The sequence below is a fragment of the Actinomadura fibrosa genome (genome assembly GCF_900659615.1).
Taxonomy (GTDB): Bacteria; Actinomycetota; Actinomycetes; order Streptosporangiales; family Streptosporangiaceae; genus Spirillospora; species Spirillospora fibrosa.
Genome location: NZ_CAACUY010000078.1, coordinates 1 through 26366 on the forward strand (window position 1 = coordinate 1; position 26366 = coordinate 26366).

At 73.2% G+C, this 26366-nt stretch carries 24 protein-coding genes; 13 read left to right on the forward strand and 11 right to left on the reverse strand.

Annotated elements, in window-relative coordinates:
* Positions 1-215: hypothetical protein (locus E1300_RS50290; RefSeq protein WP_370785174.1), on the forward strand; the 215-nt coding region annotated here is incomplete at its 5' end.
* Positions 196-834 (forward strand): acyl-CoA-like ligand-binding transcription factor, encoded by a 639-nt coding sequence (locus E1300_RS24625; RefSeq protein ID WP_131759433.1) that lies wholly within the window; start codon positions 196-198, stop codon positions 832-834. The genes E1300_RS50290 and E1300_RS24625, both read left to right, overlap by 20 nt.
* A gap of 48 nt (positions 835-882) precedes the next feature.
* Here E1300_RS24625 and E1300_RS24630 read toward each other — a convergent pair whose 3' ends face one another.
* From E1300_RS24630 to E1300_RS24640, 3 genes are all read right to left on the reverse strand, one after another.
* A complete protein-coding gene (locus E1300_RS24630; protein WP_131759434.1) occupies positions 883-2061 on the reverse strand; it encodes a C40 family peptidase in 1179 nt (392 codons plus the stop codon).
* 217 nt (positions 2062-2278) lie between these two features.
* Positions 2279-4267 (reverse strand): thioredoxin domain-containing protein, encoded by a 1989-nt coding sequence (locus tag E1300_RS24635; RefSeq protein ID WP_131759435.1) that lies wholly within the window; start codon positions 4265-4267, stop codon positions 2279-2281.
* Positions 4268-4319: 52 nt separating this feature from the next.
* Positions 4320-5291 carry a ribonuclease Z gene (locus E1300_RS24640; protein WP_131759436.1) on the reverse strand — a complete coding sequence of 324 codons (972 nt, stop codon included), beginning with the start codon at positions 5289-5291 and terminating at the stop codon, positions 4320-4322.
* A gap of 100 nt (positions 5292-5391) precedes the next feature.
* On the opposite strand from E1300_RS24640, the gene E1300_RS24645 reads away from it, so the two are divergent.
* A complete protein-coding gene (locus E1300_RS24645) occupies positions 5392-5868 on the forward strand; it encodes a pyridoxamine 5'-phosphate oxidase family protein (RefSeq protein ID WP_131759437.1) in 477 nt (158 codons plus the stop codon).
* An 18-nt stretch (positions 5869-5886) separates the two neighbouring features.
* Here E1300_RS24645 and E1300_RS24650 read toward each other — a convergent pair whose 3' ends face one another.
* The 4 genes from E1300_RS24650 to mca form a co-directional block, all read right to left on the reverse strand.
* Positions 5887-6735, reverse strand: a complete 849-nt coding sequence (locus E1300_RS24650; protein WP_131759438.1) for a tetratricopeptide repeat protein — start codon at positions 6733-6735, stop codon at positions 5887-5889.
* Between the two features lie 43 nt (positions 6736-6778).
* Positions 6779-8017 (reverse strand): low temperature requirement protein A, encoded by a 1239-nt coding sequence (locus tag E1300_RS24655; protein ID WP_131759439.1) that lies wholly within the window; start codon positions 8015-8017, stop codon positions 6779-6781.
* Between the two features lie 62 nt (positions 8018-8079).
* Positions 8080-8382, reverse strand: coding sequence for a hypothetical protein (locus tag E1300_RS51700; protein WP_207399933.1), 303 nt, complete (start codon positions 8380-8382; stop codon positions 8080-8082).
* Complete coding sequence (mca, locus tag E1300_RS24665; RefSeq protein ID WP_131759458.1) at positions 8382-9239, reverse strand: mycothiol conjugate amidase Mca; 858 nt, start codon at positions 9237-9239, stop codon at positions 8382-8384. The genes E1300_RS51700 and mca overlap by 1 nt, the downstream gene beginning before the upstream one ends.
* A 189-nt stretch (positions 9240-9428) precedes the next feature.
* On the opposite strand from mca, the gene E1300_RS24670 reads away from it, so the two are divergent.
* Positions 9429-9815 carry a DUF4307 domain-containing protein gene (locus E1300_RS24670; protein WP_131759440.1) on the forward strand — a complete coding sequence of 129 codons (387 nt, stop codon included), beginning with the start codon at positions 9429-9431 and terminating at the stop codon, positions 9813-9815.
* Between the two features lie 209 nt (positions 9816-10024).
* On the forward strand, positions 10025-10528 hold the full coding sequence (gene greA, locus E1300_RS24675) for a transcription elongation factor GreA (protein WP_131759441.1): 504 nt from the start codon (positions 10025-10027) through the stop codon (positions 10526-10528).
* A 72-nt stretch (positions 10529-10600) separates the two neighbouring features.
* On the opposite strand, the gene E1300_RS24680 is transcribed toward greA, so the two are convergent.
* Entirely contained in the window at positions 10601-11107 is a 507-nt protein-coding gene (locus E1300_RS24680; protein WP_131759442.1) for an Lrp/AsnC family transcriptional regulator, read from the reverse strand.
* 138 nt (positions 11108-11245) lie between these two features.
* Between E1300_RS24680 and hppD the strand changes: the two genes are divergently transcribed.
* From hppD to E1300_RS24710, 6 genes are all read left to right on the forward strand, one after another.
* Positions 11246-12337 (forward strand): 4-hydroxyphenylpyruvate dioxygenase, encoded by a 1092-nt coding sequence (hppD, locus tag E1300_RS24685; RefSeq protein ID WP_131759443.1) that lies wholly within the window; start codon positions 11246-11248, stop codon positions 12335-12337.
* 54 nt (positions 12338-12391) lie between these two features.
* Positions 12392-13270 (forward strand): RDD family protein, encoded by an 879-nt coding sequence (locus E1300_RS24690; protein ID WP_131759444.1) that lies wholly within the window; start codon positions 12392-12394, stop codon positions 13268-13270.
* Positions 13271-13372: 102 nt separating this feature from the next.
* On the forward strand, positions 13373-14482 hold the full coding sequence (locus tag E1300_RS53495) for an RDD family protein (RefSeq protein WP_131759445.1): 1110 nt from the start codon (positions 13373-13375) through the stop codon (positions 14480-14482).
* Positions 14483-14543: 61 nt separating this feature from the next.
* The gene (locus E1300_RS24700; RefSeq protein ID WP_131759446.1) at positions 14544-16121 is read left to right on the forward strand and encodes a M1 family metallopeptidase; all 1578 of its coding nucleotides are present in this window, start codon (positions 14544-14546) and stop codon (positions 16119-16121) included.
* A gap of 120 nt (positions 16122-16241) precedes the next feature.
* Complete coding sequence (locus E1300_RS24705; protein ID WP_242619382.1) at positions 16242-17636, forward strand: M1 family metallopeptidase; 1395 nt, start codon at positions 16242-16244, stop codon at positions 17634-17636.
* Between the two features lie 131 nt (positions 17637-17767).
* Positions 17768-19189, forward strand: a complete 1422-nt coding sequence (locus E1300_RS24710; RefSeq protein WP_207399934.1) for a M1 family metallopeptidase — start codon at positions 17768-17770, stop codon at positions 19187-19189.
* Positions 19190-19234: 45 nt separating this feature from the next.
* Here the strand turns inward: E1300_RS24710 and ilvA are convergent, their stop codons facing one another.
* The 3 genes from ilvA to E1300_RS24725 form a co-directional block, all read right to left on the reverse strand.
* Positions 19235-20458 carry a threonine ammonia-lyase gene (ilvA, locus tag E1300_RS24715; protein WP_131759447.1) on the reverse strand — a complete coding sequence of 408 codons (1224 nt, stop codon included), beginning with the start codon at positions 20456-20458 and terminating at the stop codon, positions 19235-19237.
* A 79-nt stretch (positions 20459-20537) separates the two neighbouring features.
* The gene (locus E1300_RS24720) at positions 20538-21485 is read right to left on the reverse strand and encodes an ROK family protein (protein WP_131759448.1); all 948 of its coding nucleotides are present in this window, start codon (positions 21483-21485) and stop codon (positions 20538-20540) included.
* Positions 21486-21490: 5 nt separating this feature from the next.
* The gene (locus tag E1300_RS24725; protein ID WP_131759449.1) at positions 21491-22654 is read right to left on the reverse strand and encodes an FIST signal transduction protein; all 1164 of its coding nucleotides are present in this window, start codon (positions 22652-22654) and stop codon (positions 21491-21493) included.
* Between the two features lie 179 nt (positions 22655-22833).
* Here E1300_RS24725 and E1300_RS24730 point away from each other — a divergent pair, with 179 nt between their 5' ends.
* Together E1300_RS24730 and E1300_RS24735 are read left to right on the forward strand one after the other, a co-directional pair.
* On the forward strand, positions 22834-24255 hold the full coding sequence (locus E1300_RS24730) for a sigma 54-interacting transcriptional regulator (RefSeq protein WP_131759450.1): 1422 nt from the start codon (positions 22834-22836) through the stop codon (positions 24253-24255).
* A 24-nt stretch (positions 24256-24279) separates the two neighbouring features.
* Positions 24280-26337: a vWA domain-containing protein gene (locus E1300_RS24735; protein ID WP_131759451.1), complete on the forward strand. Its 2058-nt coding sequence runs from the start codon at positions 24280-24282 to the stop codon at positions 26335-26337.
* Positions 26338-26366 lie beyond the last annotated feature (29 nt).

Sequence of the window (26366 nt, forward strand, 5' to 3'; positions counted from 1 at the left end):
CCGCGGCGGTCGCGGCGCGGCTGCACGACGGCGGGCTGCTCGCCTCGGCCCGGGCCGCGTACGTGGACGGCATGGACGCGGTGCTCGGCGCGTGCGCGGTCGGCGCGCTCGCCGTGGGCGCCCTGCTGTGGGCGTTCCAGCCCGGACGGCCGCGCGAGGATGCGGCGGCCGCCTCGGATGACCGAGAATCGGACCATGAGCACGTCGCTTCCTGAGCACTCCATCGACCGCCTTGAGGACCGCCTCGCCCGGCTGCCGCTAAGGGAGCGCAAGAAGCTGAAGACCCGGAGGGCCATCCAGGACCACGCCCTCCGGCTCTTCACCGAGCAGGGCTACGACGAGACCACGGTGGAGCAGATCGCGGCGGCGGCGGAGATCTCCCCCAGTACGTTCTTCCGCTACTTCCCCACCAAGGAGGACGTGGTCGTCACCGACGAGTACGACCCCGTGATGGCGGAGCTGTTCCGCGACCAGCCCCCGGAGCTGTCCCCGATCGACGCGCTGCGCGCGGTGTTCCGCGAGATCCTCCCGCTGCTGTTCCGGGAGGACTGGGAGACCGCCACCACCCGGATGCGGCTCACCGCGGAGGTCCCGGCGCTGCGCGCCCGGTCGTGGGAGTCGATGCGCGAGGGCACGCACGCCGTCCTGAAGGAGATCACGGCCGAGCGGGTCGGCCGTCCGGCCGACGACCCGGAGGTGGACGCGTTCGCGTGGGCGGTGCTGGGCGTCATGCAGGCGACGATGTACCGCTGGCTGGACGGCATGCCGCTGGAGGACCTGCCGGGTCTCGTCGACCACAACCTGGAGTTCCTCGGACGCGGCTGCCCGCTCTGACCGCCACGCGGCGCGACCGCGGAAAGCGAGGCGACCGGGCCGACCGGGTCAGCCGGCGATGCGGGCGGCCTGCTGCGGGCTGACCCGCACGGCGCCGCGCATGTTGCGGGTGTAGACGTTCTGGATCTGCACGACCGTGCCCGTCCGCGGCGCGGCCAGCATCTTGCCGTTGCCGAGGTAGAGCGCGATGTGCGAGATGTAGCCGGGGGCGGTCGGGTCGTTCGCCCAGATCAGCATGTCGCCCGGCTGCGCCTTGGCGTAGGGGATCACCCAGCCGGCGCGCGCCTGGTCGGCGGCGACGCGGGGCAGCCGGATCCCGGCGCGGGCGAACGCGTACTGCATCAGCCCGGAGCAGTCGTAGCCGCCCTCGGCCTCGGACTCGCCGCCCCACACGTACGGCCAGCCGAGCCGGGTGTAGGCGGCGCGGATGACCGTCTGCACCTGGCTCGCGGTCATGACCTGCCCGTGCGAGGTGGGAACGGTGCCGCTGCCCGCCTTCGGGAAGTCGATCTCCGGGTTGACCTCGACCGCCTTGGTGCCCTTCGGCAGCGCCTTGCGGAGCTTCTTGACGAACGCGGCGGGCTTGGTCTTCGGGACGCTGATCAGCATCGCGTTGCCGGTCGGCATCCCGAGGGCCTGCGCGTTGGCGTGCGAGATCACGGCGTCGACGTCGCTGATGCCCATCGTGGCGTACGCGCCGACGCGCAGCCGCGACTGGTTCTGCCTGCCGCCGACGGGGACCTGGCTGCCGAGCTTGACGCCGCCGTCACTGCCCATCGTGAACGAGATGGCGACGTCGCCCGCGGCGACGTTGCGCCAGAGCGCGTCGGACTGGGCGGTCGGCTTCGGCGTGTAGTTCCGGAAGGTGGACGGGTCGACGCCGAGCAGGCCCACCCGCTTGCCGCCGACCATGCCCTGCACGGCGTCGACGAGCTCGACGCCCTGGACGCCCTTGGCGGCGCGGACCTTCGCCACGAGGTCGGCGGGGAGCGTGGACGGCGCGGCGACGAGGACGTGCGGGGTGAGCCGCCTGCCGAGCGGCGCGACCGCGTTCGGCGAGAGGTTGGACGTGCCGGACGCGGCCACGAAGCGGGCGCTGCGGTCGGCCCGCGACGGCTTGGCGCCGCCGTCCTGGTGGGCCACCAGGACCGCGACGTTGGCCGCGAGCGTCGTCAGCACCGAAACGCCGATGATCGTCGGTAGGACCCGGCGGTTCGGCTTGCGCACTGCGACACTCCCTCGTAGCTCGGCCCGCTGATCTACACGATGTCCCACGGAACTGTGGCCCACACGACTATGACCCAGAAGGGCGACCATCGTCCAGATACCCGGCGCCCCACCGGACACCCTCGTCCGTCTGGCGCCTTTGAGTAAGCAGCGTCTCTATTACTCAGTAGTAACATCAAGCGGCACTGAGATCAAGGTCACGTTGCCACAAAATGGACTAACTATCCAATTGACGGCGGAGTTCCCGGGTGAGGTCCCCCGGGGTCGTCACGGGGAGCCGGCACACGAATCCCTGGCAGACGTAGGCGGCGGGCGCACCGTCCACGAGCACGCGGTCCTCCAGCAGCGGCACCCCCGTCGCGCCGGGTTCGCCCACGCTGACCACGGCTCCCGGGGACGTCGCCATCAGCGCCGTCTGGTGCAGGGCGCGGGTGCGCCCGTCGTCCCGGGGGCCGATGACGGCGATCTCCGCCGGACCGGCGAGGTGCGCCTCCGCGACGGCCAGCCCCCAGCCCGCGAACCGCGCGTGCTTCTCGGCCAGCGGGGTCACCGGGGACAGCGCCTCGGCGGCGCGCTCGCGGTGCCAGTCCGCGCCCGTGAGCGCGGCGTACGACAGCAGCGCCCCGGCCGCGGCGAACTGCCCCGAAGGGGTCGCATTGTCCGTGGGGTCCTGCGGCCGCCGGAACAGCCGCTCGGCGTCGTCGGCGGTGTCGTAGAACCCGCCGCGCCCGTCCTGGAAGCGCTCCAGGACGGTGGCGAGCAGCTCCCCCGCGAGCCGCACGTGCTTGGGGTCGCCCGTCACCGCGTGCAGCGCGATCAGCCCCTCCGCGACGTCGGCGTAGTCCTCCAGGACCCCGGCGTGCGATCCCGCGACCCCGTTGCGCGACGTCCGGACGAGCCGCCCGTCGCGCTCGTGCACGTCCACGAGCAGCCGGGCCACCTCCTCCGCGGCGGTGACGAGGTCCGGGCGGTCGAACAGGGCGCCGCACTCGGCGAGCGCCGCGACGGCCAGCCCGTTCCACGCGGCCACGACCTTGTCGTCCCGCGCGGGCGGGACCCTGTGCGAGCGCGCCTCCAGCAGGGCGGTGCGGACGCGCTCGTACCGCTCCGGGTCGTCCGGGTCGGCGAGCAGCTGGAGGACGGACGACCCGTGCTCGAACGTCCCCGTGACCTCGAAGAGGCGCTCCGCGTAGGCGCCGTCGTCCGCGCCGAGGACCTCGCGGAGCTGCGTCGGCGTCCAGACGTAGTACTTCCCCTCGACGCCCTCGCTGTCGGCGTCCAGCGCCGAGGCCAGCCCGCCTTCCGGCGTCCGCAGGTCGCGCAGCATCCAGTCGCACGTCTCCAGCGCCACGCGCCGCGCGAACGGCGTGCCCGTCAGCCGCCACCAGTGGGCGTAGACCCGCGCTAGGAGGGCGTTGTCGTACAGCATCTTCTCGAAGTGGGGGACGATCCACTCGGCGTCCACCGAGTACCGCGCGAACCCGCCGCCGAGCTGGTCGTACATCCCGCCCCTGGCCATGGCCTCCAGGGTGTGCGCGGCCATGGCGAGGGCCCGGTCGTCGCCGGTCCGCGCGTGGTGGCGCAGCAGGAACTCCAGGGCCATCGACGGCGGGAACTTCGGCGCCCCGCCGAACCCGCCGCGCGCCCCGTCGTACGACTGCGCGAGGACCCCGACCGCGTGCGCGAGCCGCTCCGCGCCGGGCGGCTCCGCCCCGGCCGGCTCCGGGCCCCGCTGCGTGAGCGCCTCGACGACCTGCCGCCCCTGGCCGACCACGTCGTCCCGCTGCTCGCGCCACGCCTTGTCCACCGCCTGGAGCAGCGCCCGGAACTGCGGCCGGGGGAAGTACGTCCCGCAGTAGAACGGCTCGCCGTCCGGGGTCGCGAACACCGTCATCGGCCAGCCGCCCTGGCCGGTCATGGCCTGCGTGGCCTCCATGTAGACGGCGTCGATGTCGGGCCGCTCCTCGCGGTCGACCTTGATGTTGACGAACAGCTCGTTCATGAGCCGCGCGGTCTCGCCGTCCTCGAAGGACTGGTGCGCCATGACGTGGCACCAGTGGCAGGCGGCGTACCCCACGGACAGCAGGACGGGGACGTCCCGGCGGCGCGCCTCGGCGAACGCCTCGTCGCTCCACTCCCACCAGTCCACCGGGTTGTCGGCGTGCTGGAGCAGGTACGGGCTGGTCGCGTCCTTGAGCCGGTTCATGCCCCCGATCCTGCCCGATCCGGCCGCCGCATCACCCCCGCGGGCCCGCCCGTCAGGGGCCCGGAGCCGGGCTCGGGGCCGCGGGCCCGGTGACCGCCGCGTCGCGGCGCCGCGGCAGCGGGATCCGGTCCAGGTCGTGCGCGAGGGTGATCTCGCCGCCGAACCGCGCGGCGGCCTCGTCCAGGAAGCGGTGCTCGTCCTCGACCCGGTACCGCTCGGAGAAGTGCGTCAGGACGAGGTGCCGCACGCCCGCCTCCGCGGCGACCCCGCCCGCCTGGCCCGCGGTGAGATGGCCGTACTCGGTGGCGAGCGCCGTGTCTTCGCCGAGGAACGTCGACTCGATGACCAGCATGTCCACGCCGTCGGCGAGCTCGCCGACGCCGTCGCAGAGGCGGGTGTCCATGACGAACGCGACCTTCTGCCCCGGCCGCCGGACGCCGCACTCCTCCAGCAGGACCATGCGCCCGTCCGGAGTGGTCACCCGCCCCTCCCGCTGGAGTTCCCTCACCAGCGGGCCTTGGACGCCGCGCGCGGCGAGCTCGGCGGGCAGCATCGTCACCCCGTCCGGCTCCTCCAGGCGGTAGCCGTAGGCCTCCACCGGGTGGGACAGGCGCCGCGCGACCAGCGTGAACGGGGACTCCGCCAGCGTGGCCCGCTCGCCCGCGACCGGCCGCTCCCGGATCACCTCGGTGTCGCGGAAGGCGGACGCGTGCCGCAGCCGCTCCCAGTACTCGGCGCCGCTCGCCGGGAACACCGCCCGCACGGGATGCTCGACGCCGTCCCGGGCGATCCGCTGGACGATGCCGGGCACGCCGAGGCAGTGGTCGCCGTGGAAGTGCGTCACGTAGATCCACGTCACGTCGTGCGCGGACAGCCCGGCGTGCGTCATCTGCCGCTGGGTGCCCTCCCCCGGGTCGAACAGCAGGCCCTCGCCGTCCCAGTGCAGCAGGTAGCCGTTGTGGTTGCGGGACTTGGTGGGCACGGCGCTGGCCGAGCCGAGCACGACGAGATCGCGGACCGACATCCCACCATGGTGCCGGGTACGGGCCGCCGGTAAGCGAATGGTTATCCTGTCCGCGTCGTCGACCGGTGCACTGAGTCGACCGGTGCAGTGAGGAGCCCCCGTGGCCGGAAGCAAGCGCGAGAAGATCAAGATGACGCCGGACGAGGTCGGGGCGTACCTCGCCGCCAACTTCAAGGTCCAGGTCGCGACGGTCGGCAAGGACGGCGAGCCGCACCTCGTCACGATGTTCTACGCGCTGCTCGACGGCAAGATCGCCTTCACCACGTACAAGGCGTCGCAGAAGGTGCTGAACCTGCGCCGGAACCCGACGATGACCTGCCTGGTCGAGGACGGCGTGGAGTACGCCGAGCTGCGCGGCGTGGCGCTCTACGGGCGCGGCCTCGTCATCGAGGACCCGGAGCCGCGCAGCAAGGTCGGCATGGTCGTCGGGTCGCGGATGGCCGGGCTGCCCGTCCCGGAGATCGGCGAGCCGATCGACCCGGCCGTCGCCGCGGGGATCGAGCAGGCGCTGGCGAAGCGCGTCCTCATCGTCATGGAGCCCGACCGCGTCGTGAGCTGGGACCACTCCAAGGCCTGAGCGCGCCGCGCCGGACGATCAGGTGCCGAGCGCGGCGCGGCGCTCGGCGGTGCTCCCGGCCTTCGGGCTCGGGACGGCGGCGTACAGCTCGACCGCGCGGTCCAGCGCCGCGCCCTCGGCCACGGGATCGCCGCGCAGCCGCGCCGCGTCGGCGATGTGGACGAACATGTCGCCCTGCTGTTCGACCGCCTCCTCGGCCCGCATGATCTCCAGGGCCTGCCCGAAGAGGTTGAGCGCCGTGACAGGCCGGTCCAGGCGCAGGTAGGCCTGGCCGAGGCTGGTCAGGGCCCGGCCGCGGGAGTAGCGGTCGGGCTCGGGGAGCGCGGCGAACGCGTCCGGCAGCGGCCGCAGCAGGTCGAGCGCGCGGTCGAGGTCGCCGGTCTCGACGAGCGCCCGCCCGAGGTGGTGGCGGGCGAGCAGCACCGCGCGGTCGCCGCCGTCCCGCTCGGCGCGGCGCAGGCCCTCCTCCAGCGCCTGGACGGCCTCCTTCCAGCGCTCGCGCTCCAGCAGCGCCAGCCCCTCGGCCTCGACCCGCGGGTCGCCCGCGGCGGCCCCGGCGGCGTAGTGGTCGAGGACGCGGCGGGACGCGGCCTCCCGGTCCGCGGCGGGCTCCTCCCGCTCGGCGAGCTCGCGGGCGTAGTCGCGCTGCGGCCCCGGCAGGCGGAACCGGCCGCCGCCCTCGTCGGCCACGAGCCCGTGCTCCACCAGCGTCCGCAGCAGGTCCGCCGCCTCGTCCTCGGGCAGGTCCGCCAGGACGGCCGCGGCGGCGGCGCCGACGTCCTCGCCGGGGTGCAGCCCCAGCAGCCGCAGCAGCCGGGCGGCCGCCGGCGGGAGCCGGCGGTAGGCGTCCTCGAAGTTCGCGCGCACGTCGAGGGTCCTCCCCGGCGGCGGCGGAGTCCAACCGGCCCGATCAGGTCACGCGGGGGCGCGCCTGGACCAGCCGGTGGGCGCGGACGTCCCAGAGCGCGAGCACCACCACGACGGCGGTGGCGCAGAGGTGCAGGGCCAGCGGGGTGAGCGCGGAGGACACCGCCGCCAGGACCGCCAGGGCCAGCAGCGCGGCGAGCCGCGCCCCGGTGAACGTCCCGAACACCACCCGCTTGAACAGGGCGTGGCCCGCGATGAACAGGGCCGGGCCGCCGGTCGCGACCGCCGCGAACCCGTGCGTCACGTGCCCGCCGGGATGGGCCAGCACCAGCTCGTCGGCGACCGCGCCGACGATGATGCCCGCGACCATGACGATGTGGATGAAGGTGTAGGCCGACCGCCCGAGCCGCCCGGGGTCGGCGGACGAGGCGATCCGGTCCGCCGCCGCCTCCGCCGTGTGGTCGAAGTAGATCCACCAGAGCGCGACCGTGCCCGCGAACGCCGAGACGAACGCCGCCGCGACGGCCGCCGTCGGCGTGCTCTGCGCGAGCGTCGCGCCGGTGACCAGGACCGACTCGCCCAGCGCGATGATCAGGAAGAGCTGGCAGCGCTCGGCCATGTGCGCGCCGTCGATCGTCCAGTCGGCGGTGCTGGACCGGCCGAGCAGCGGCGTCGCGTACCCGTGCCACGGCGCCAGGTAGTCCAGCGCGACGGCCAGCAGCCACAGGCCCGCGCGGACGTCGGCGTCGTCGACGAGGGCTCCGGCGATCCACAGCGCGCCCGCGACCACCAGCCAGAACAGGATGCGCTGGAAGTTGCGGCCGAGCGGGTGCCGCCGTGTGGAGTACACGACGAAGGCCGTCCGCCCGACCTGGATCGCCGTGTAGCCGGCCGCGAACCAGAGGCCCCGGTCGCCGAACGCCTCCGGCAGCATCGCCGACATGAACAGCCCGGCGACCATCACCCCGGTCAGCATCAGCCGGACGGCGGGATGGTCGGGGTCGAACCAGTTGGTGGTCCAGCAGGTGTACATCCACGCCCACCACACCGCCAGCAGGAGCAGCAGGGTCTCGGCGGCGCCGCGGATCGTCAGGTGCTCCAGCAGCCGGTGCGACAGCTGCGTGACCGCGAAGACGAAGACCAGGTCGAAGAACAGCTCGAAGAAGGTGACCCGGGCGCCGCCCTCGCCGCGGGCGCGCAGCAGGTTCCCGAGCCCGGCCGGGCCGGCCGGGCGGGCCGCCGGGCCGGGCGGAGCGGACTCGGGCGGAGCAGACTCGGTCATGGGCGTCCCGTCCGTCAGGTCGTCCGATGGCCGGGTCACCCCCCGGCCCCAAGGGCGGGGGGTCAGCCGTCACCGGCGGGCTTCTCCGAGCCCGCCGCCGTCTCCGTCTTCGCGCCGGTCGTCTTCGCGGCGGCCGCCGGGCCGGTGCCCGGGGCCGTCCCGTCCCGGCCGGCCTTCGCGGCCTGGGCCCGCTCCCACTCCTGCTGCCTGAGGTCGGCCTCCTTCGGCGCCTGGATCTTCTTCATCTGCTTGTTCATCGAGCGGACGAGGAACACCAGGGCCACCAGCAGCGCCAGGAACACCCCGAAGCCGAGGAAGCCCGGAGTGACCGTGTCGTCGTTGAGCGGAAGAGCGAGCGGAAGCACTACAGAGACACCTTCTCCCGGATGCCGGCGAACAGATCGTCCTCCGGCAGCTCGGTGTCGACCAGGGACCTGGCCAAATGGTAGTCCTCCGTCGGCCATGCCTCTCGCTGGACCTCCAGCGGGACGACGAACCAGAAGCCGTCGGGGTCGATCTGGGTGGCGTGGGCGAGCAGCGCGCGGTCCCGGGTCTCGAAGTGGTCGGCGCACGGGACGCGGGTCGTCACGGCCCAGGTGGGGCGCGTCTCGTCCTCGAACCGCTTCAGCCAGTCCTCGTAGGGCGACTCCAGCCCGGCCTTCTCCATCGCGGCGTGCAGCGCCACGATCCGCTCCTTGCTGAAGGTCATGTGGTAGTAGAGCTTCAGCGGCTGCCAGGGCTCGCCCGCGCCCGGGTAGCGCTCCGGGTCGCCCGCGGCCTCGAACGCCTCCACCGACACCTTGTGGCACATCACGTGGTCGGGATGCGGGTAGCCGCCGTTCTCGTCATAGGTGAGCATCACGTGGGGCCGGAACTCGCGGACGGCCCGCACCAGCGGCTCGGACGCGACCTCCAGCGGCTGCAACGCGAAGCAGCCCTCGGGCAGGGGCGGCGGCGGGTCGCCCTCCGGGAACCCGGAGTCGACGAAGCCCAGCCAGCGCTGGTCCACCCCGAGGATCTCCCGGGCCCGCGCCATCTCCTCCTCGCGGACCTTGCCGATGTCGGCCTTGATCTCCGGACGGTCCATCGCGGGGTTCAGGATGTCGCCGCGCTCGCCGCCCGTGCAGGTGACGACCAGCACCTCGACGCCGTCGGCGACGTACCGCGCCATGGTGGCCGCGCCCTTGCTGGACTCGTCGTCCGGATGGGCGTGCACGGCCATCAGGCGCAGCGGCTCCGCGCCCCCGGCCGGCCGTTCCACCGTCGTACCGTCGATGACCTCGGACACCTGGGGATCTCCCTCTCAGCGAGCAAAGCGGACGTGCGGGACGGGCCCCGGTGCGGAGCACGCGCACGGACAGACGAGAATTGTCCCTGACAACGTCCGCACCCCGCACGGAGATTCCCTGCCATGACCACGAGCGTGTCCGAAGCGGCGGCGCCCGCCGAGCCCCGGCGGGGCCGGCTGGGCCTTGTGATCATCGGCGTGGTGACGGCGGTGACGGCGTGCGGTTTCGGCATCCTCGCGTCCCATGTCGGGCAGACCCCCGGCATCGCCGCGCAGACGATCACCTATGACGTGCGGAGCGACACCTCGGTCGAGATCAACTACTCGGTGGCCAAGCCGTCGGGCGACGCGGTGCGCTGCACGGTGGACGCCTACGACACCGATTTCGCGGTGCTCGTCCAGAAGGAGATCACCGTGCCGGCGGGCGAGTCGAGCGTGACCCGCAACGAGACGCTGCAGACGCCGCGGCGGGCCACCGGGGCCCGCGTGCGGGACTGCCGCAAGGCGTGATCGATCGCCGTCCGGAGCCGCCCGGACGTCGTTCTTTCCCGGCGCCCGGTGAAACGCGTTTAGCCGGTTGCGGGCGCCGAGTTCAGGGAACCTTTACCCGCACACACCGGATAGGCTAGAGGTTTCACCCGGCCGCACTTCATGTCGATGTGGCGCTCGCCCCCCGGCGGGGGCGGGCGAGGATCGCAACATGTAAATGAGGAGTACCCGTGACCGAGACCCGCGCTGACAACGTCACCTGGCTCACCCAGGAGGCGTACGACCGGCTCAAGGCTGAGCTGGACCACCTGTCGGGCCCGGGCCGCATCGAGATCGCTCAGAAGATCGAGGCGGCGCGGGAGGAGGGCGACCTGCGCGAGAACGGCGGCTACCACGCGGCCAAGGAGGAGCAGGGCAAGATCGAGGGCCGGATCCTCCAGCTCCAGGGCATCCTGGAGAACGCGCGCGTCGGCGAGGCGCCCCGCACCGAGGGCGTCGTCGGCCCGGGCATGACCGTCACGGTCGCCTTCGAGGGCGACGACGAGGAGGTCACGTTCCTGCTCGCCTCCCGCGAGGAGAGCGGAGCCCCCATAGACGTCTACTCGCCGAAGTCGCCGCTCGGCGCCGCGATCAACGGCAAGAAGGTCGGCGAGAAGGCCTCCTACTCGCTGCCGAACGGGCGGAGCATGACCGTCGAGATCATCGACGCGACCCCCTACGTGGGAGCGGCCTGAGCCGCAGCCGTTCCGGCGGCCGTCCCCCGGGACGGCCGCCCACCGGCCGGGAAGCGAGCGGTCCGCCGTCCCTCATCGGGGCGGCGGGCCGCTCGCTTTCCCGCGTCCGGACGCCCGCGCGGCGGCGCGCACCAGCGGCAGCGTCCGGTACGGCACCTGCGTGGCCAGCGAGATCACCGAGGACGCGCGCTCCACGCCCGCCACGTCCACGAGCACGTCGATGACGCGCTGGAGGTCGGTGTTGCTGCGCGCCACGACCCGGCAGAGCATGTCCCCGGGCCCGGTGATCGTGTGCGCCTCGATGACCTCGGGGACCTGCGCGAGCCGCGCACCCACCGGGTCGTGCCCGCCCGCCTGCTGAAGCTGAAGCGTCACGAACGCGGTCACCCCGTAGCCGAGCGCCGCCGGGTCGATCTCCGGGCCGTACCCGCCGATCACGCCGTCCCGCGCCAGCCGGTCGAGCCGCGCCTGGACGGTGCCGCGCGCGACCCCGAGCCGCCGGGACGCCTCCAGCACCCCGATGCGCGGCTCGGCCGCGAACAGCTCGATCAGCCGGCCGTCCAGCTCGTCGATCGGCACCGCGCCTCCCGGGAACCCGCACGTTTCATGGTCATCCTGTACAGGACGTCCGGTCGGACCCGGCTGCCACTGTACAGAGTGCCCAGTGATTCAAGCCACTCTTGCGCACCTTGTAGCCGCTTGTCGAGATTAGGTGGCATGGATGAGTTTCCGGTCAAGGGCATGGACGCCGTCGTCTTCGCCGTCGGCAACGCCAAGCAGGCGGCGCACTACTACTCGACCGCGTTCGGCATGCGGCGGGTCGCCTACCGCGGCCCCGAGAACGGCAGTCCCGACGAGGCCGTGCACGTCCTGGAGTCGGGCGGCGCGCGGTTCGTCTTCCGCGGCCCGGTGCGGGCGGGCACCGGCATCGGCAGGCACGTCGCCGAGCACGGCGACGGCATCGTCGACCTCGCCATCGAGGTCCCCGACGTGGAGGCCGCCTACCGGCACGCCGTGGCCAAGGGCGCCACGGGCCTTGAGGAGCCCCACGTCATGGAGGACGAGTACGGCAAGGTGACGATCGCGGCCATCGCCACCTACGGCGAGACGCGGCACTCGCTGGTCGACCGCTCCAACTACAGCGGCCCCTACCTGCCGGGCTTCGCCGCCGCCGACCCCATCGTCGAGCCGCCGGAGAAGCGCTTCTTCCAGGCGATCGACCACTGCGTCGGCAACGTCGAGCGCATGGACGAGTGGGCCGGCTTCTACCACCGGGTCATGGGCTTCACCGACATGGCGGAGTTCATCGGCGACGACATCGCCACCGAGTACTCCGCGCTGATGTCCAAGGTGGTCGCCGACGGGACCCGCAAGGTGAAGTTCCCGCTCAACGAGCCGGCGGAGAGCAAGCGCAAGTCGCAGATCGACGAGTACCTGGAGTTCTACGGCGGCCCCGGCGTCCAGCACATCGCGCTCGCCACCAACGACATCCTCGCCTCGGTCGACCGGATGCGCGCCGCCGGCGTCGAGTTCCTCGACAGCCCCGACTCCTACTACGACGACCCGGAGCTGCGCGCCCGCATCGGCGAGGTCCGCGTTCCGATCGAGGAGCTGCGCGCGCGCCGCATCCTCGTCGACCGCGACGAGGACGGCTACCTGCTCCAGATCTTCACCAAGCCCGTCCAGGACCGGCCGACGGTGTTCTTCGAGCTGATCGAGCGGCACGGCTCCCTCGGCTTCGGCAAGGGCAACTTCAAGGCGCTGTTCGAGGCGATCGAGCGGGAGCAGGAGCGCCGCGGCAACCTGTGACGCCCCGCTCCCGGGGTCAGCGCGCGCTGTCCGGGACGGGCAGACTGTCTCGACATGAGCGAACCACCCCAGAAGCCGCAGCCCTCCGGTGACGACTGGCGGCCTCCGGACTCCCCCGCGTCCGGAGGCGCGTCCTCCGGCGACACTTCCGCCACCGAGAGCGCGCAGGACGCCCCGGCGGAGGCGCCCGACGACCGTCCGCCGCCGTACCAGGGCGCGTACGGCGGCCTGCCCGCCTACGGCCAGCCGGTGCCGGGCGCGTCCGACCCCGGCCAGGGCGCGTCCGGATACGGCCAACCCGCGCCCGGGCAGCCGTTCCCGGGACACGCACCGCCCGGCTACGGACAACCCGGCTACGGGCAGCCGGGCTACGGACCGCCCGGCCACGGCGGCCAAGGCGACCCGCTGGCGGGCCGCGGCGCCAGGCTCGGCGCCGGGATCCTGGACGGGCTGATCGTCGGCCTGGTGTCGGTGCCCTTCATCATCCAGGCGATCCGCTGGGACAAGCTCCAGGACGCCGCCGACTCCGGCACGACCATCGCCCCGGACGACATCTACGACATCCCCCGGCTCATGATCGGCTACGCGATCACGTTCGTGCTCGGCTTCGCGTACTACGTCGTCGCGCACGCCCGGTGGGGCCAGACGGTCGGCAAGCGGGCGGTGGGCATCCGGCTGGTCCGCGCGTCCGACCTCGGAGCGGTCGGCTGGGGGCAGGTGTGCGCGCGGCAGGGCTTCGTCTACCTGTTCAGCATCGGCACCGCCGTCCTCAACCTGCTCGGCCCCTTCGGCGGCGTGCTGGGCCTCGTCGCCCTGCTCGACAACGCGTGGATCCTGTGGGACCAGCGGCGGCAGGCCGTCCACGACAAGGTGGCCGGGACGGTGGTGGTGAAGGCCGCCCCGTGGATCCCCAACCCGTACGCCGGACGCTGAGCCGGACCGGCCCGGCAACCTTTGATCATCCACGGGTAAAACTCTGCGGCGCCCCGGGCGCGGCGACGTTTGCGCGAGGGCGGCACGGCCGACTTTGACGGCATGACGCAACCGCCGAACGACCCCGCGTCCGGGGACGAGCCGGACGACCGGCCGTACGGGCAGCAGCCGCCCCGCCACCCCGAGCAGGCCGAACCCCCCGAACACGGGCGGCAGCCCGGCCAAGGCGACCAGCCGGGCCAGGGCGGACAGCCCGGCTACGGCGACCAGCCGAGTTGGGGCGGGCAGGCGGGCGGCTACGGGCAGCAACCCGCATACGGCCAGCAATCCGACTACGGGCAGCAGCCAGGGCACGACTACCAACCCGGGCAGGAGCAGCACCCCGGCTACGGCCAGCAGCCCCACCAGTACGAGAACCAGCCCGGCTACGGCCAGCAGCCCGAATACGGCCAGTCGCCCGGCTACGGGCAACAGCCTGGCTATGGACAGCAACCGGGGTACGGCCAGCAGTCCCAGTACGGCGAGCAATTCGGGCAGCCCGGATATGGCGCACAGTCGGGCCAGCCCGGATACGGGCAGCAGCAGCCGGGATATGGAGGCCAGCCCGGTTACGGGGAGCAGCAGCCGTACGGACAGCAGCAGCCGCCGCCCTATGGCGGTCCCGCTTACGGCGAGCAGACCCCTTATGGCGGCCTGCCCGGCTATACGGGCGGTGAGAGCGGTTACGCCGATCCGTCCGCGGGCCTGGCGAGCCGGTGGGCTCGGCTCGGGGCCGCCATCGTGGACGGCATCATCCTCGGCGTCGTGACCGGCCTGCTGTCGCTGCCCTTCGTCGACTGGGACACCGTGCTCCACCCGAACAGGGGCGAGCCGGTGTACGACGGCGGGCAGGTGACGGGCAACCTGCTGGGCGTCGTGATCGGATTCCTGTACTTCTGGCTGCTGCACGCGAGGTGGGGGCAGACGCTCGGCAAGAAGCTGCTGCGGATCCGTGTCGTCCGCGAGCAGGACCGGGGGCCGATCGGCGGCGGGCAGGCGGCGGGGCGCGCCGCGTTCTACAGCGTGCTGGGCGGGATCTGCGGCTGCATCGGGCTGATCGACGTGCTGTGGATCCTGTGGGACCAGCGCAGGCAGGCGCTGCACTGCAAGGTGGCGCGCACCGTCGTCGTGAAGGCGGATCCGCACGCACCTGACCCCTACGCCCGGCGTTGAGGCTTGTGGTGGGTTAGTTCCGAGTTGCCCAGCGTGCCCTGTCCCGGGCAGGCTGGACGGCGTGCACACGGCCGCAGGAACGCCCAGCCCCCGACAGCACGGCCCGCGGGCCGCGATCCGCGGCGCGGCCGGCCTGGCCGCCGTCGCCCTCGCGGGGTCGCTGACCGCCTGCCAGTCCCCGTTCGACGACGGCTCCGCCAAGGGGCCGTCGGCGTCGCCCGAGGGGCCCGCGGCCACGGGTCCGGCGGGGCCGACCTCGGCGGGCGACCAGTACGTGCCGGGCGACGGCAACGGCGGCTACGACGTCCAGAACTACGCGCTGAAGCTGACGATCACGCCGGGCGGCGCGAAGGAGCTGGACGGCACCGCCACGATCACGGCGACGGCGACCGAGCGGCTCGCCCGCTTCAACCTCGACCTGACGGGCCTGGAGGTCGCGTCCGTCGCGGTGGACGGCGCGCCGGCGCGGCAGCAGCGCGGCGGGAGCGAGCTGGAGATCACTCCGGCGAAGGCGCTGGAGAAGGGCGCGAAGTTCACGACGGTGATCCGGTACTCGGGGACGCCGCGTCCGGTGGCGGACCCGATCCTCGGCAAGTACGGCTGGGTCCGGACGAGCGACGGGGTGTTCGTGGCGTGCCAGCCGAGCGGGGCGCACACGTGGTTCCCGAGCAACGACCATCCGAGCGACAAGGCGACGTTCGACTTCGAGATCACGGTGCCGGCGGGGCTGACGGCGATCGCGAACGGCGAGCCGGACACGGCCCCGTCCGGGACGCCGGGCGGCGGGGCGCCGACCACGGGCCCGGGCGGCGGCGGGGGCCAGCCGGGCGGGACGGAGAACCCCTCGGTCGTGCCGGTGGGGAACCGGATGCTGGCGACCACGTCCAAGTGGCACGTCAAGGAGCCGATGGCGACCTACCTCGCGACGGTGGACGTCGGCCGGTTCAACGTCCGGACGGGCCGCACGGCGAACGGCATCCCCGTGATCACCGCGGTGGACCCGACGCTGGCCGGGGTGAACGTGGACACCTTCCACAAGCTGAACGGCCAGGTCACCGAGGAGTGGGCGAAGCTGTTCGGCCCCTACCCGTTCTCCTCGACCGGCGGGCTGATCGACAACGCGGGCGTCGGGTTCGCGCTGGAGGCGCAGACCCGGCCGGTGTACGGGGCGTTCGGCCTCGAACCGACGATCGTCGCGCACGAGCTGGCGCACCAGTGGTTCGGCGACAGCGTGTCGCTCAAGCGCTGGCAGGACATCTGGCTGAACGAGGGCTTCGCGACCTACGCCGAGTGGACGTGGGACGAGCGGACCGGCGGCCAGTCGCTCCAGGAGCACTTCGACGAGCTGTACCGCAACGGCTCGAACGGCGAGCTGTGGGACGTCCCGACCGGCAACCCGGGCCGGGGCCAGATGTTCGGGCGGTCGGTGTACGACCGGGGCGGGATGACGCTGTACGCGCTGCGCAAGAAGGTCGGCGACGACGCGTTCTTCAAGATCCTCCAGACGTGGACGAAGGAGAAGCGGGACTCGAACGCGGTCACGTCCGAGTTCATCGCGGTGGCGAAGCGCGTCTCCGGCAAGGACCTCGACGCGTTCTTCGACGCGTGGCTCTACCAGCGGGGACGTCCCGCCCTGTAGGCCGCCGGGGCGTGCCTGCGGGGAAGCTTGGCGATCTAGGAGTGAAGGCCGGGCAAGGGCTCGGGAAAGCGCGGCCCGGCGGCGGGCGGCCCGGTGGTCCGGGGCGCGAGACTGTGCCGGGTGAGCGGGTGCTACGGACGGATGACCGCGGCCGCGGCCGCCCTGGTGCTGATGGCGACGGCGACCGGCGCCACCGCGTCCCCGCCCACGGTGGGGGCGCCGGGGACCGCGGGGCTGGGCGACGCCTACTTCCCGAACGCGGGCAACGGCGGCTACGACGTCGAGCACTACGACGTCGGGCTGGCGTACGCGGGCCCGCGGACCGGTGAGGTCGACGCGACCGTGGTGGTGACGGCGAAGGCGACGCAGGACCTCGCGTCGTTCGACCTCGACTACCGCGGCCCGAAGATCGTCGGCATCGCGGTGGACGGCCGTCCGGTGGAGTACCGGCGCGACGACCAGGAGCTCATCGTCTCGCCCGCCGCGCCGATCCCGGCGGGGCACGCGTTCACGACGATCGTCCGGTACGCGGGCCGCCCCGAGCCCGCCCGGAACGACTCGCTCGGCACCTACGGCTGGGTCCCCTCGAAGGACGGCGCGGTCGTGGTCGCGGAGCCGGACGGGGCGCCGACGTGGCTGCCGGTGAACGACCATCCGCGCGACAAGGCGACGTACTCGTTCCGCATCACCGTCCCGAAGGACCTGCGGGCGCTCGCGAACGGCCGTCCGGGACGCGTCGTCCAGGACGAGACGACGACGACCTACGAGTGGGCGGAGGAGTCGCCCATGGCGAGCTATGTGGCCATGGTGGCGATCGGCCGGTTCCAGGTGCGCGAGACGCGGGTCGGGGACATTCCGGTCATCACGGCCGTGGACCCGGCGTTCGCGGAGTCCGCCAAGCGGCTGGAGACGCTCACCGTCAACGCGCTGAAGTGGGAGACGGGCGTGTTCGGCGCGTACCCGTTCGCGACGGCGGGCGGGATCGTGGACGACCCGAAGCTCGACTACGCGCTGGAGACGCAGGAGCGCCCGGTCTACGGCGGTTTCGCCCCGGACGACGACTTCGTCGTCCACGAGCTGGCGCACCAGTGGTTCGGCAACAGCGTCAGCCTGCACGACTGGCGCGACATCTGGCTGAACGAGGGCTTCGCGACCTACGCCGAGTGGCTGTGGCGGGAGCGCGGCTCGAAGGACTCCGCCAAGAAGATCTTCAACCGGTACAACCGGCAGCCCGCCGACTCCCCCATCTTCAACCCGCCGCCGGGCAGGCCGGGCCAGGACGGCATGTTCGGCTTCTCTGTCTACGTCCGGGGCGCGATGTGCCTCCAGGCGCTCCGCGACCGGGTCGGCGACAAGGCGTTCTTCACGATCCTGCGGACGTGGGCGGAGAAGCGCCGCGGCGGCACCGCGACGACGCCGCAGTTCGTCGCGCACGCCGAGGAGGTCTCCGGCCAGCGGCTCGGGACGCTGTTCGACGCCTGGCTCACCGCCCGCGGCAAGCCGAGGAAGTGGTGACCCGGTTTCCGGAGCCGGATGCCGGAAACGTCCGTGGGCCTGCGGATTCGAGACCGAATCGCGCTTGAACGACGGCCGCGCGCAGGAAATTCTGGTCCGCGAGTGCGACCCCATACCGAGGACGAGGCCCCATGAGACGATCCCCCAGAGTCCTGGCCGCGATGGCGATCGGCGCCGCCGCGGGGCTGCTGGCGCCGGCGGTGCCCGCGGGCGCCGCCCCGCGCTTCACCCCCGGCGCGCCCGGCGCGGGCGACCCGTACTTCCCGGACATGGGCAACGGCGGCTACGACGTCGCCCACTACGACATCGGCCTGAAGTACGACCCGGGCACCAAGGCGATCACCGCCGTCACGAAGATCACCGCGCGGGCGACGCAGAACCTCTCCCGGTTCGACCTGGACTTCCTCGGCCCCCTGACGATCTCGTCGCTGACGGTGGACGGCCGCAAGGCCGCCTACACCCGCACCGGCGCGCAGGAACTGGTGATCACCCCCGCGCGGGGACTGCGCCGGAACGGCCGCTTCACCGTCACGGTGGCGTACGCGGGCGTCCCGCAGACGATCAAGGACCCGGCGCTCGGCACGTCCGGCTGGGTCCCGACGCAGGACGGCGGCGTCATGCTGAACCAGCCGTTCGGCGCCGCGACCGTCTTCCCCGTGAACGACCACCCGACCGACAAGGCGACCTACTCCTACACCCTTTCCGCGCCGCAGGGCCTCACCAGCCTCGCCAACGGCGACCTGAAGGGCCGCGCGACCAAGGCGGGCTGGACGGTCTCGCGCTGGGAGGTCCGCGACCCGATGGCGAGTGAGCTGTCCATGGTCGCCTTCGGCAAGTACGACGTCCTCACCGGACGCACCAAGGCGGGCGTGCCGAACCTCACGGCCACCGACCAGGCCCTGGCGATCAAGCCTGAGCTCGCCCGCCAGTTCCACCAGCAGACCGCCGACGTCGTCGACTTCGAGTCCTCGGTGTTCGGCCGCTACCCGTTCACGTCCACGGGCGGGATCGTCATCAAGGGCGGCGTGGGCTACGCGCTGGAGACCCAGGGCCGTCCCGTGTACGACCTGGGACGCCGCCCGGGCACCATCCCGAGCGGCGACCTCCTCGCGCACGAGCTGGGTCACCAGTGGTTCGGCGACTCGGTGTCGCCGACGCGCTGGGCCGACATCTGGCTGAACGAGGGCTTCGCGACCTACGCCGAATGGCTGTACGCCGAGAAGTTCTCCGGTACGCCCGTCCAGAAGAGCTTCGACGAGCAGTACGCCACCCCCGCGGACAACGACCTGTGGAAGGGCAAGGTCGCCGACCCCGGCCGCGACGGGATCTTCGACGACCTCGTCTACAACCGTGGCGCGATGGCGATCCACGCGCTGCGCAAGCGGATCGGCGAGAAGGCGTTCTCCCGCCTGCTCAAGGAGTGGCCCGCCGCCCACCGCGGCGGCGACGCCTCCACGCGCGACTTCGTCCGCTTCGCCGCCGCCCTGTCCCACAAGAACCTGGACGGATGGGCTAAGGCCTGGCTCTACTCCGAGGGCAAACCGAGCCTCTGACGACCCGCCGGCGTCCCCCGCGACCGCTCGCGGGGGGACGCCGGCCTAGCTCAGCGTGAGCGTGTAGCCCTTCTGGCGGAGGCGTCCGATCACGTCCTCCGAATGCTCGGAGCCGCGCGTCTCCAGGTGCATCAGCACCTCCGCCTCCTCGACGTGCAGCCGGGCCGCCACCCGCTCGTGCATGACGTCCAGCACGTTGACGCCGAGCTCCGCCAGCTCGCCGAGCAGCGTCACCAGGGCGCCCGGGCGGTCCTTCAGCCGGCAGCGGACGACCAGGTAGCGGCCCGCGCCCGCCAGGCCGTGCCGCAGCACCTTCGACAGCAGCAGCGGATCGACGTTGCCGCCCGACAGCAGCACGACCACCGGCGTCCGGACCGCGTACGAGTGCTCCAGCAGCGCCGCGACCCCCGCCGCCCCGGCGGGCTCCACGACCTGCTTCGCGCGTTCGAGGCACAGCAGCAGCGCCTGCGAGATCGACTCCTCGGTGACCGTGACGACTGCGTCGACCAGCTCGGTGAACAGGTCGTAGGTGAGGTCCCCCGGGCGGCCGACGGCGATGCCGTCCGCCATCGTGGGCTGGATCTCCACGCGGGTCGGCCGGCCCGCCGCCAGCGACGCGGGGAACGCCGCCGCGCGCTTGGCCTGGGCGCCGACGACCTTGACGTCCGGGCCGCCCTCCTCCTTCGCCATGCCCTTCAGCGCCGCCGCGACACCCGACATCAGCCCGCCGCCGCCGACCGCGCCGACCACCGTCCGCACGTCCGGGACCTGCTCCAGGATCTCCAGCCCGATCGTGGCCTGCCCGGCGACCACGTCGGGATGGTCGAACGGGTGGATGAGCACCGCGCCGCGCTCCTCGGCGTACTCGCGCGCCGCGACCAGGCAGTCGTCCACGGTCGGCCCGGGGAAGACCACGTCGGCGCCGTAGCCGCGGGTCGCGGCGACCTTCGGCAGCGCCGCCCCCGCCGGCATGAACACCGTGGCCTTGCAGCCGAGCATCGACGCCGCCAGCGCGACGCCCTGCGCGTGGTTGCCCGCGCTCGCCGCGACCACGCCGCCCGCCCGCTCCGCCTCGCTCAGCCGCGCGATCCGCACGTACGCCCCGCGGATCTTGAACGAGCCGGTGCGCTGGAGGTTCTCGCACTTCAGCAGGACGGGCCCGCCGATGGCCTCCGACAGCACCCGGGAGTGGATCATCGGAGTGCGGACGGCCACGTCGCGCAGGAGCTCGTGCGCGGCCCGGATGTCGTCGACGCTGACGAGGGTCATGCCCCGATCTTCCCACGCACCGCCACCAGACAGACGCCCACCAACCACCCCAAAACCGCCGTTGCGCCCGCCACAAACCTCAGTCGGCGTTCCAGTACTGGTCCCCTGCGAAGATCAGGGCCGCGGCGCCGATCAGGCCCGACGTCTGGCCCAGGGCCGCGGGGACGACCTGGACCTTCCGGGCGAAGCGCATCCGGGCGTGCGTCCGGAACGACTCCTCCAGCGGGTCGAACAGCAGCGCGCCCGCCTGGGACACGCCGCCGCCGATCGCCGCGACCTCCAGGTCGCACAGGTGCGTCGCGGAGGCGATGGCGATGCCGATGGCGCGGCCGGCGCGGCGCATCGCGGCGACGGCGACCGGGTGGCCGCGGCGGGCGTCGGCGGCGAGCTCGACGCCGGTCACGTCCCGGCTGCCGGGCCGCCAGCCCTGCCCCTGCGCCCACGCGACCAGGCCGGGGCCCCGGGCGACGGCCTCCAGGCAGCCGCGGCCGCCGCACTTGCAGGGCGGCCCGTCCGGGTCGACGACGACGTGGCCGATGTGCCCGGCGTTGCCGCTGGCGCCGTCGATGAGCCGCCCGTCCAGGACGAGGCCGCCGCCGACGCCGGTGGACACCACCATGCCGAGGACGTTGCCGCGGCCCCGCCCGGCGCCGCGCCAGTGCTCGCCGACGGCGACGCAGACGGCGTCGTTGTGGATGCGGACGGGCAGCCCCGCGTGCCGGGCGCGGAGCCGCTCGCGCAGCGGGAACCCGCGCCACGCGGGGATGTTCAGCGGGGACACCTCGGCGGCGGGCCAGGTCATCGGCCCGCCGCAGCCGACGCCGACGCCCGCGAGGCGGGGCGAGCCGGCGTCGGCGATGAGCTTGTCCATCAGCGCCTCCAGCGTCCGCCACAGCCCGTCGGCGTCGAGGCCGGAGGCGTGCGGGGTGGCGACGCGGTCGTAGGCGGCGACGCGGCCGCGGGGCTCGACGAGGGCCGCGGCCAGCTTCGTCCCGCCGACGTCGACGGCGAGGACGGGTGCGCCCATGTCGGTCAAACCTGCTCTCCGGACGGGCCGAACGCGAGGATGGACGCGGTGAAGCCGTGCACGTGGTTGCGTCCCGCCACCGGGCCGATCTCGCCCGCGGCGAAGAAGCCGCCGATGCCGGCGGGCCCGAACGCGCGGTCGAGCACCTTCGCGTCGTGGTCGGAGTCGGGGAACATGGCCCGGCCCCGGCCGTTGCAGGAGAACAGCAGCACGCCCTCGACGGGGGCGAGGTCGAACCGTTCGAGGAGGGCGGCGAGGTCCTCCTCGGCGGCGCCCGCGTCGCGGACCTGGAACCGGACGGTGCGGCCGACGTCGACGACGTCGCCGATCGCGATGGCGCCGCTGTCGGTGTCGGCGCCGACGACGCCGCGGACGAGGAAGTCGCCGTGCTCGTGCTCGTCGGCGTACTCGTCCATGGCGACGCCGATGAGGAGGCCGCGCCCGGCGAGCTCCTGGTCCTCCTCGGGCAGGTCGAGGACGATCTGCTCCAGCTTCTCCAGCGCGGGGACGCCCGCCAGCTCGTACAGGACGTTCTCGTCGGCCTTCGTCACGACCATGTCGGGGCCGATGGGGCGGGCGCCCTGGCTGACGACGGTCGCGGCGGCGACGGAGCCGCCGATCACCACGCCGACCGCGCCGTCCTGGAACACCTCGCCGCCGACGAACAGCCGGACGTCGCCGCGGTTCTCGCCCTCGGCGAGCCCGCCGACGAGCGGCAGCCCGGGCAGCGCGTCGTCGGACCGCTCCACGAACGCGTCCACCGGGAAGCTGTAGGGGTCGGCGAGGAGGACGCCCACGACGTCGTCGTCGCGGCCCTCGGGCATGCCGACGACGATCAGACGGTCCTCCGCCTTGAGGGTCTCCAGCCGGAACGGTTCGAGCCGCGCCCCGGGCAGCACGGCGGCCCAGGCGCTGACCGCGCCCTGCTCCTCGACGCCGCGCCCCGCGCCGATCACCCCGGACGCGCTGCACCCGACCACCACCGCGCCCCGCGCGGCATCGGCCGCGCGGCGCGCCGCCGCGGCGATCGCGTCGGGGTCGTCCCCGGTGACGAAGACGCAGACGAGGTCGGGCGGCGCGCTCAGCGGCGCCAGGGCCTGCTCCACCGCGTCCGCGGCGGCCTCGGACAGGTCGGGTCCGAGGGCCAGGCCGTCACCGAAACGCGCCATCGGCGTCGCCTCCCCCATTCCGTTCACGGACTCGCTTCACCCTCCCAGTCTCCCCCGCCGCGCGCCGCCGACCCAACCCGCCCGCGAGCCGGGCGGGCCGTCCCGCGGTGCCGAAGGGCGTTCGACGAATAGTCGCCCGAGGGTGCGATTCCGCGCATCGGCGACGTAATGTCGATCGCGTGCGTCCATCCACACCTCGCGAGACCACACTGGGCGAACTGCGCACCAGCGGCCACGTCCAGCGATCGGTGAAGGCCGAGATCCGCCACAACCTGCTGGCCCGGCTGAGATCGGGGGAACCGCGGTTCCCCGGCATCCTCGGCTTCGACGACACCGTCCTGCCGCATCTGGAGCGCGCCCTGCTCGCGGGGCACGACCTGGTGCTGCTGGGCGAGCGCGGGCAGGGCAAGACGCGGCTGATCCGCACGCTCGGCGGGCTGCTGGACGAGTGGACGCCGGTCGTGGCCGGCTGCGAGATCAACGACCATCCGTACGACCCGGTCTGCGTGCGCTGCCGCCGGCTCGCCGCCGAGAAGGGCGACGACCTGCCCGTCGCGTGGAAGCACCGGGACGAGCGGTACGGCGAGAAGCTCGCCACGCCCGACACGAGCGTCGGCGACCTCATCGGCGACGTCGACCCGATCAAGGTGGCGGAGGGCCGGACGCTCGGCGACCCGGAGACCGTCCACTACGGCCTCGTGCCGCGCACCAACCGCGGGATCTTCTCCATCAACGAGCTTCCGGACCTCGCCGAGCGGATCCAGGTGGCGCTGCTGAACGTGCTGGAGGAGCGCGACGTCCAGATCCGCGGCTACGCGCTGCGGCTGCCGTTGGACGTGCTGCTCGTCGCGAGCGCCAACCCGGAGGACTACACCAACCGCGGGCGGATCATCACACCGCTGAAGGACCGCTTCGGCGCCGAGATCCGCACCCACTACCCCCTCGAACTGGACGCCGAGCTGGACTTGATCCGGCAGGAGGCCCATTTCGCCGATCTCGGCGGGCAGCCCGCCGAGGTCCCGGACCACCTGATCGAGGTGATCGGCCGGTTCACCCGGCTCGTCCGCGACTCCACGGCCGTGGACTCGCGGTCCGGCGTGTCCGCGCGGTTCGCGCTCGCGGGCGCCGAGACCGTCGCCGCGGGCGCGGTGCGGCGGGCGGCGCTCACCGGCGAGGAGCGCGCCGTCGCGCGGGTCTGCGACCTGCCGGCGGTCGTCCCGTCGCTGATGGGCAAGGTGGAGTTCGAGGTCAGCGATGAGGGCCGCGAGCAGGAGGTGCTGGAGCACCTGCTGCGCCGGGCCGTCGCCGAGACCTACCGGCGGACGCTGGGCGCCGCCGACCTGAGCGGCCTGCTCGACAAGTTCGACTCCGGTGAGCGGGTCGAGTCGGGCGAGCTGGTGGCCGCGGCCGAGCTGCTGCGCCGCATCGGGCAGGTGCCCGGCCTCGCGAAGATCATGGAGAGGCTCGGCATGACCGGGGAGTCCCCCGGGCAGGCCGCGGCCGCGCTGGAGTTCGCCCTGGAGGGGCTGTTCCTCACCCGGCGTTTGTCCAAGGACGTCTCCGAAGGACGAGCCGACGGGACGGCCACCTACCGGACCTGAGGTCTCCACGCGCAAGGAGATTCGATGAGCCGTTACCAGTACGGCGCTTACGAGGACGGGCCCGATCCGCTGGCCCCGCCGTACGACGTCCGCGACGCCCTGGACGCGATGGGCGACGCGGTGCTGGACGGCACCCGCCCGGACGACGCGCTGCGGGAGCTGCTGCGCCGCGGGCTGCCCGGGCGGCAGGGCCGCCGCGGGCTCGACGACCTGCTGCGGGAGGTGCGGGAGCGCCGCCGTTCGCTGCGCGAGCGGGGCCGTCTCGACGGCACGCTGGAGCAGGCGCGCGCGCTGCTGGACACCGCGATCGGGCAGGAGCGGGCGGAGCTGTTCCCCGACCCGAGCGACGACGCGCGGCTGCGCGAGGCGGAGCTCGACACGCTGCCGGACGACACGTCCCAGGCGATCCGGCGGCTGTCGGACTACGAGTGGAAGTCCGGCGCGGCCCGCGAGACGTTCGAGAAGCTGAAGGACCTGCTGCGCCGCGAGGTGCTCGACGCGCAGTTCCAGGGCATGAAACAGGCCCTGGAGAACCAGGACCCGGCCGCGATGCAGCGCGTCAAGGACATGATGGCCGCGCTGAACCAGATGCTGGAGAAGGACGCGCGCGGCGAGCACACCCAGGAGGACTTCGACCGGTTCATGGAGGAGTACGGGGACTTCTTCCCCGACCGTCCGCGGAACCTGGAGCAGCTCGTCGACGCGCTCGCGCGGCGCGCCGCCGCGATGGACCGGCTGCTCGCCTCGCTGAGCCCCGAGCAGCGCGCCGAGCTGGCCGGGCTGATGGAGCAGGCCATGCAGGACGCGGGCCTCGCGATGGAGATGACCCGGCTCGGCGACGCGCTCCGCGCCCGGCGTCCCGACCTCGGCTGGGGCGACCCCGAGCAGATGGGCGGCGACGACCCCCTCGGCGTCGGCGACGCGACCACCGCGCTCGCCGAGCTGGCCGACCTCGCCGAGCTGGAGGCGGCGCTCGGGCAGGACTACCCCGGCGCGCGGCTCGACGACATCGACGAGGAGGCCGTCCGGCGGGCGCTCGGGCGCCGGGCCGTCGACGACCTGGACGCGCTGCGCCGCATCGAGGCGGAGCTGGAGCGGCAGGGGTTCCTCCAGCGCAAGCGCGGCCGGCTGGAGCTGACGCCGAAGGCGGTGCGGCGGCTCGGCGAGACGGCGCTGCGCCGGGTGTTCTCCAAGTTGACCGCGGGCCGGCAGGGCGACCACGACCAGCGGGACGCGGGCCAGGCGGGCGAGCTGACCGGGTCGAGCCGCGAGTGGCGGTTCGGCGACGAGCAGCCCCTCGACGTCGTCCGGACGGTGAGCAACGCGATCCGCCGCAGCGCGATGGAGTCAGGCGGCGGCCTCGTCACGGCCGACGGCGGCCTGGACGCGCCCACCCGGACCGGCGTGAACGGTGCGAACGGTGCCGGTGCGAACGGGGCGCGGCGGCGGCCGCGCGGGGTCCGGCTCGGCGTGGACGACTTCGAGGTGCACGAGACCGAGCGGCGCACGGGCGCGGCCGTCTGCCTGCTGGTGGACCTGTCGTACTCGATGGTGCTGCGCGGGACGTGGGCGGCGGCCAAGCAGACCACGCTGGCCCTGCACACGCTCGTGACCAGCAAGTTCCCCCAGGACGCCATCCAGATCATCGGGTTCTCCAACTACGCGCGGGTGCTGCACCCGACGGAGATGGCGGGCCTCGACTGGGACATGGTGCAGGGCACGAACCTGCACCACGCGCTGATGATCGCCGGACGGCATCTGGACCGGCACCCCGACTTCGAGCCGATCGTCCTCGTGGTCACCGACGGCGAGCCGACCGCGCACCTGCGGCCGGACGGGCGGTCCCTGTTCGACTACCCGCCGTCCACCGACACGCTGGTGCTCACGCTCGCCGAGGTCGACAAGATGACGCGCCGCGGCGCCTGCATGAACTTCTTCATGCTCGCCGAGGACCGGCGGCTCGTCTCGTTCGTCGAGGAGGTCGCGCGGCGCAACGGCGGCCGGGTGTTCGCGCCGGACGCCGACCGGCTCGGCGAGTACGTCGTGAGCGACTACCTGCGGGTCCGCCGCAGCCGCCGCTGAGGCCCCGCCGAGCCCCGCGCCGGGCCGGA

Bases quoted from the DNA above. Each gene is read 5' to 3' on its own strand.
- E1300_RS24725 (WP_131759449.1), bottom strand. From the start codon at position 22,654: ATGGCGCGTTTCGGTGACGGCCTGGCCCTCGGACCCGACCTGTCCGAG.
- E1300_RS24690 (WP_131759444.1), top strand. From the start codon at position 12,392: ATGAGCGAACCACCCCAGAAGCCGCAGCCCTCCGGTGACGACTGGCGG.
- ilvA (WP_131759447.1), bottom strand. From the start codon at position 20,458: ATGACCCTCGTCAGCGTCGACGACATCCGGGCCGCGCACGAGCTCCTG.
- E1300_RS53495 (WP_131759445.1), top strand. From the start codon at position 13,373: ATGACGCAACCGCCGAACGACCCCGCGTCCGGGGACGAGCCGGACGAC.
- mca (WP_131759458.1), bottom strand. From the start codon at position 9,239: ATGGCCGTGCACGCCCATCCGGACGACGAGTCCAGCAAGGGCGCGGCC.
- E1300_RS24655 (WP_131759439.1), bottom strand. From the start codon at position 8,017: ATGACCGAGTCTGCTCCGCCCGAGTCCGCTCCGCCCGGCCCGGCGGCC.
- E1300_RS24735 (WP_131759451.1), top strand. From the start codon at position 24,280: ATGAGCCGTTACCAGTACGGCGCTTACGAGGACGGGCCCGATCCGCTG.
- E1300_RS24710 (WP_207399934.1), top strand. From the start codon at position 17,768: ATGAGACGATCCCCCAGAGTCCTGGCCGCGATGGCGATCGGCGCCGCC.
- E1300_RS24640 (WP_131759436.1), bottom strand. From the start codon at position 5,291: ATGTCGGTCCGCGATCTCGTCGTGCTCGGCTCGGCCAGCGCCGTGCCC.
- E1300_RS24670 (WP_131759440.1), top strand. From the start codon at position 9,429: ATGACCACGAGCGTGTCCGAAGCGGCGGCGCCCGCCGAGCCCCGGCGG.
- E1300_RS24635 (WP_131759435.1), bottom strand. From the start codon at position 4,267: ATGAACCGGCTCAAGGACGCGACCAGCCCGTACCTGCTCCAGCACGCC.
- E1300_RS24720 (WP_131759448.1), bottom strand. From the start codon at position 21,485: ATGGGCGCACCCGTCCTCGCCGTCGACGTCGGCGGGACGAAGCTGGCC.
- hppD (WP_131759443.1), top strand. From the start codon at position 11,246: ATGGATGAGTTTCCGGTCAAGGGCATGGACGCCGTCGTCTTCGCCGTC.
- E1300_RS24625 (WP_131759433.1), top strand. From the start codon at position 196: ATGAGCACGTCGCTTCCTGAGCACTCCATCGACCGCCTTGAGGACCGC.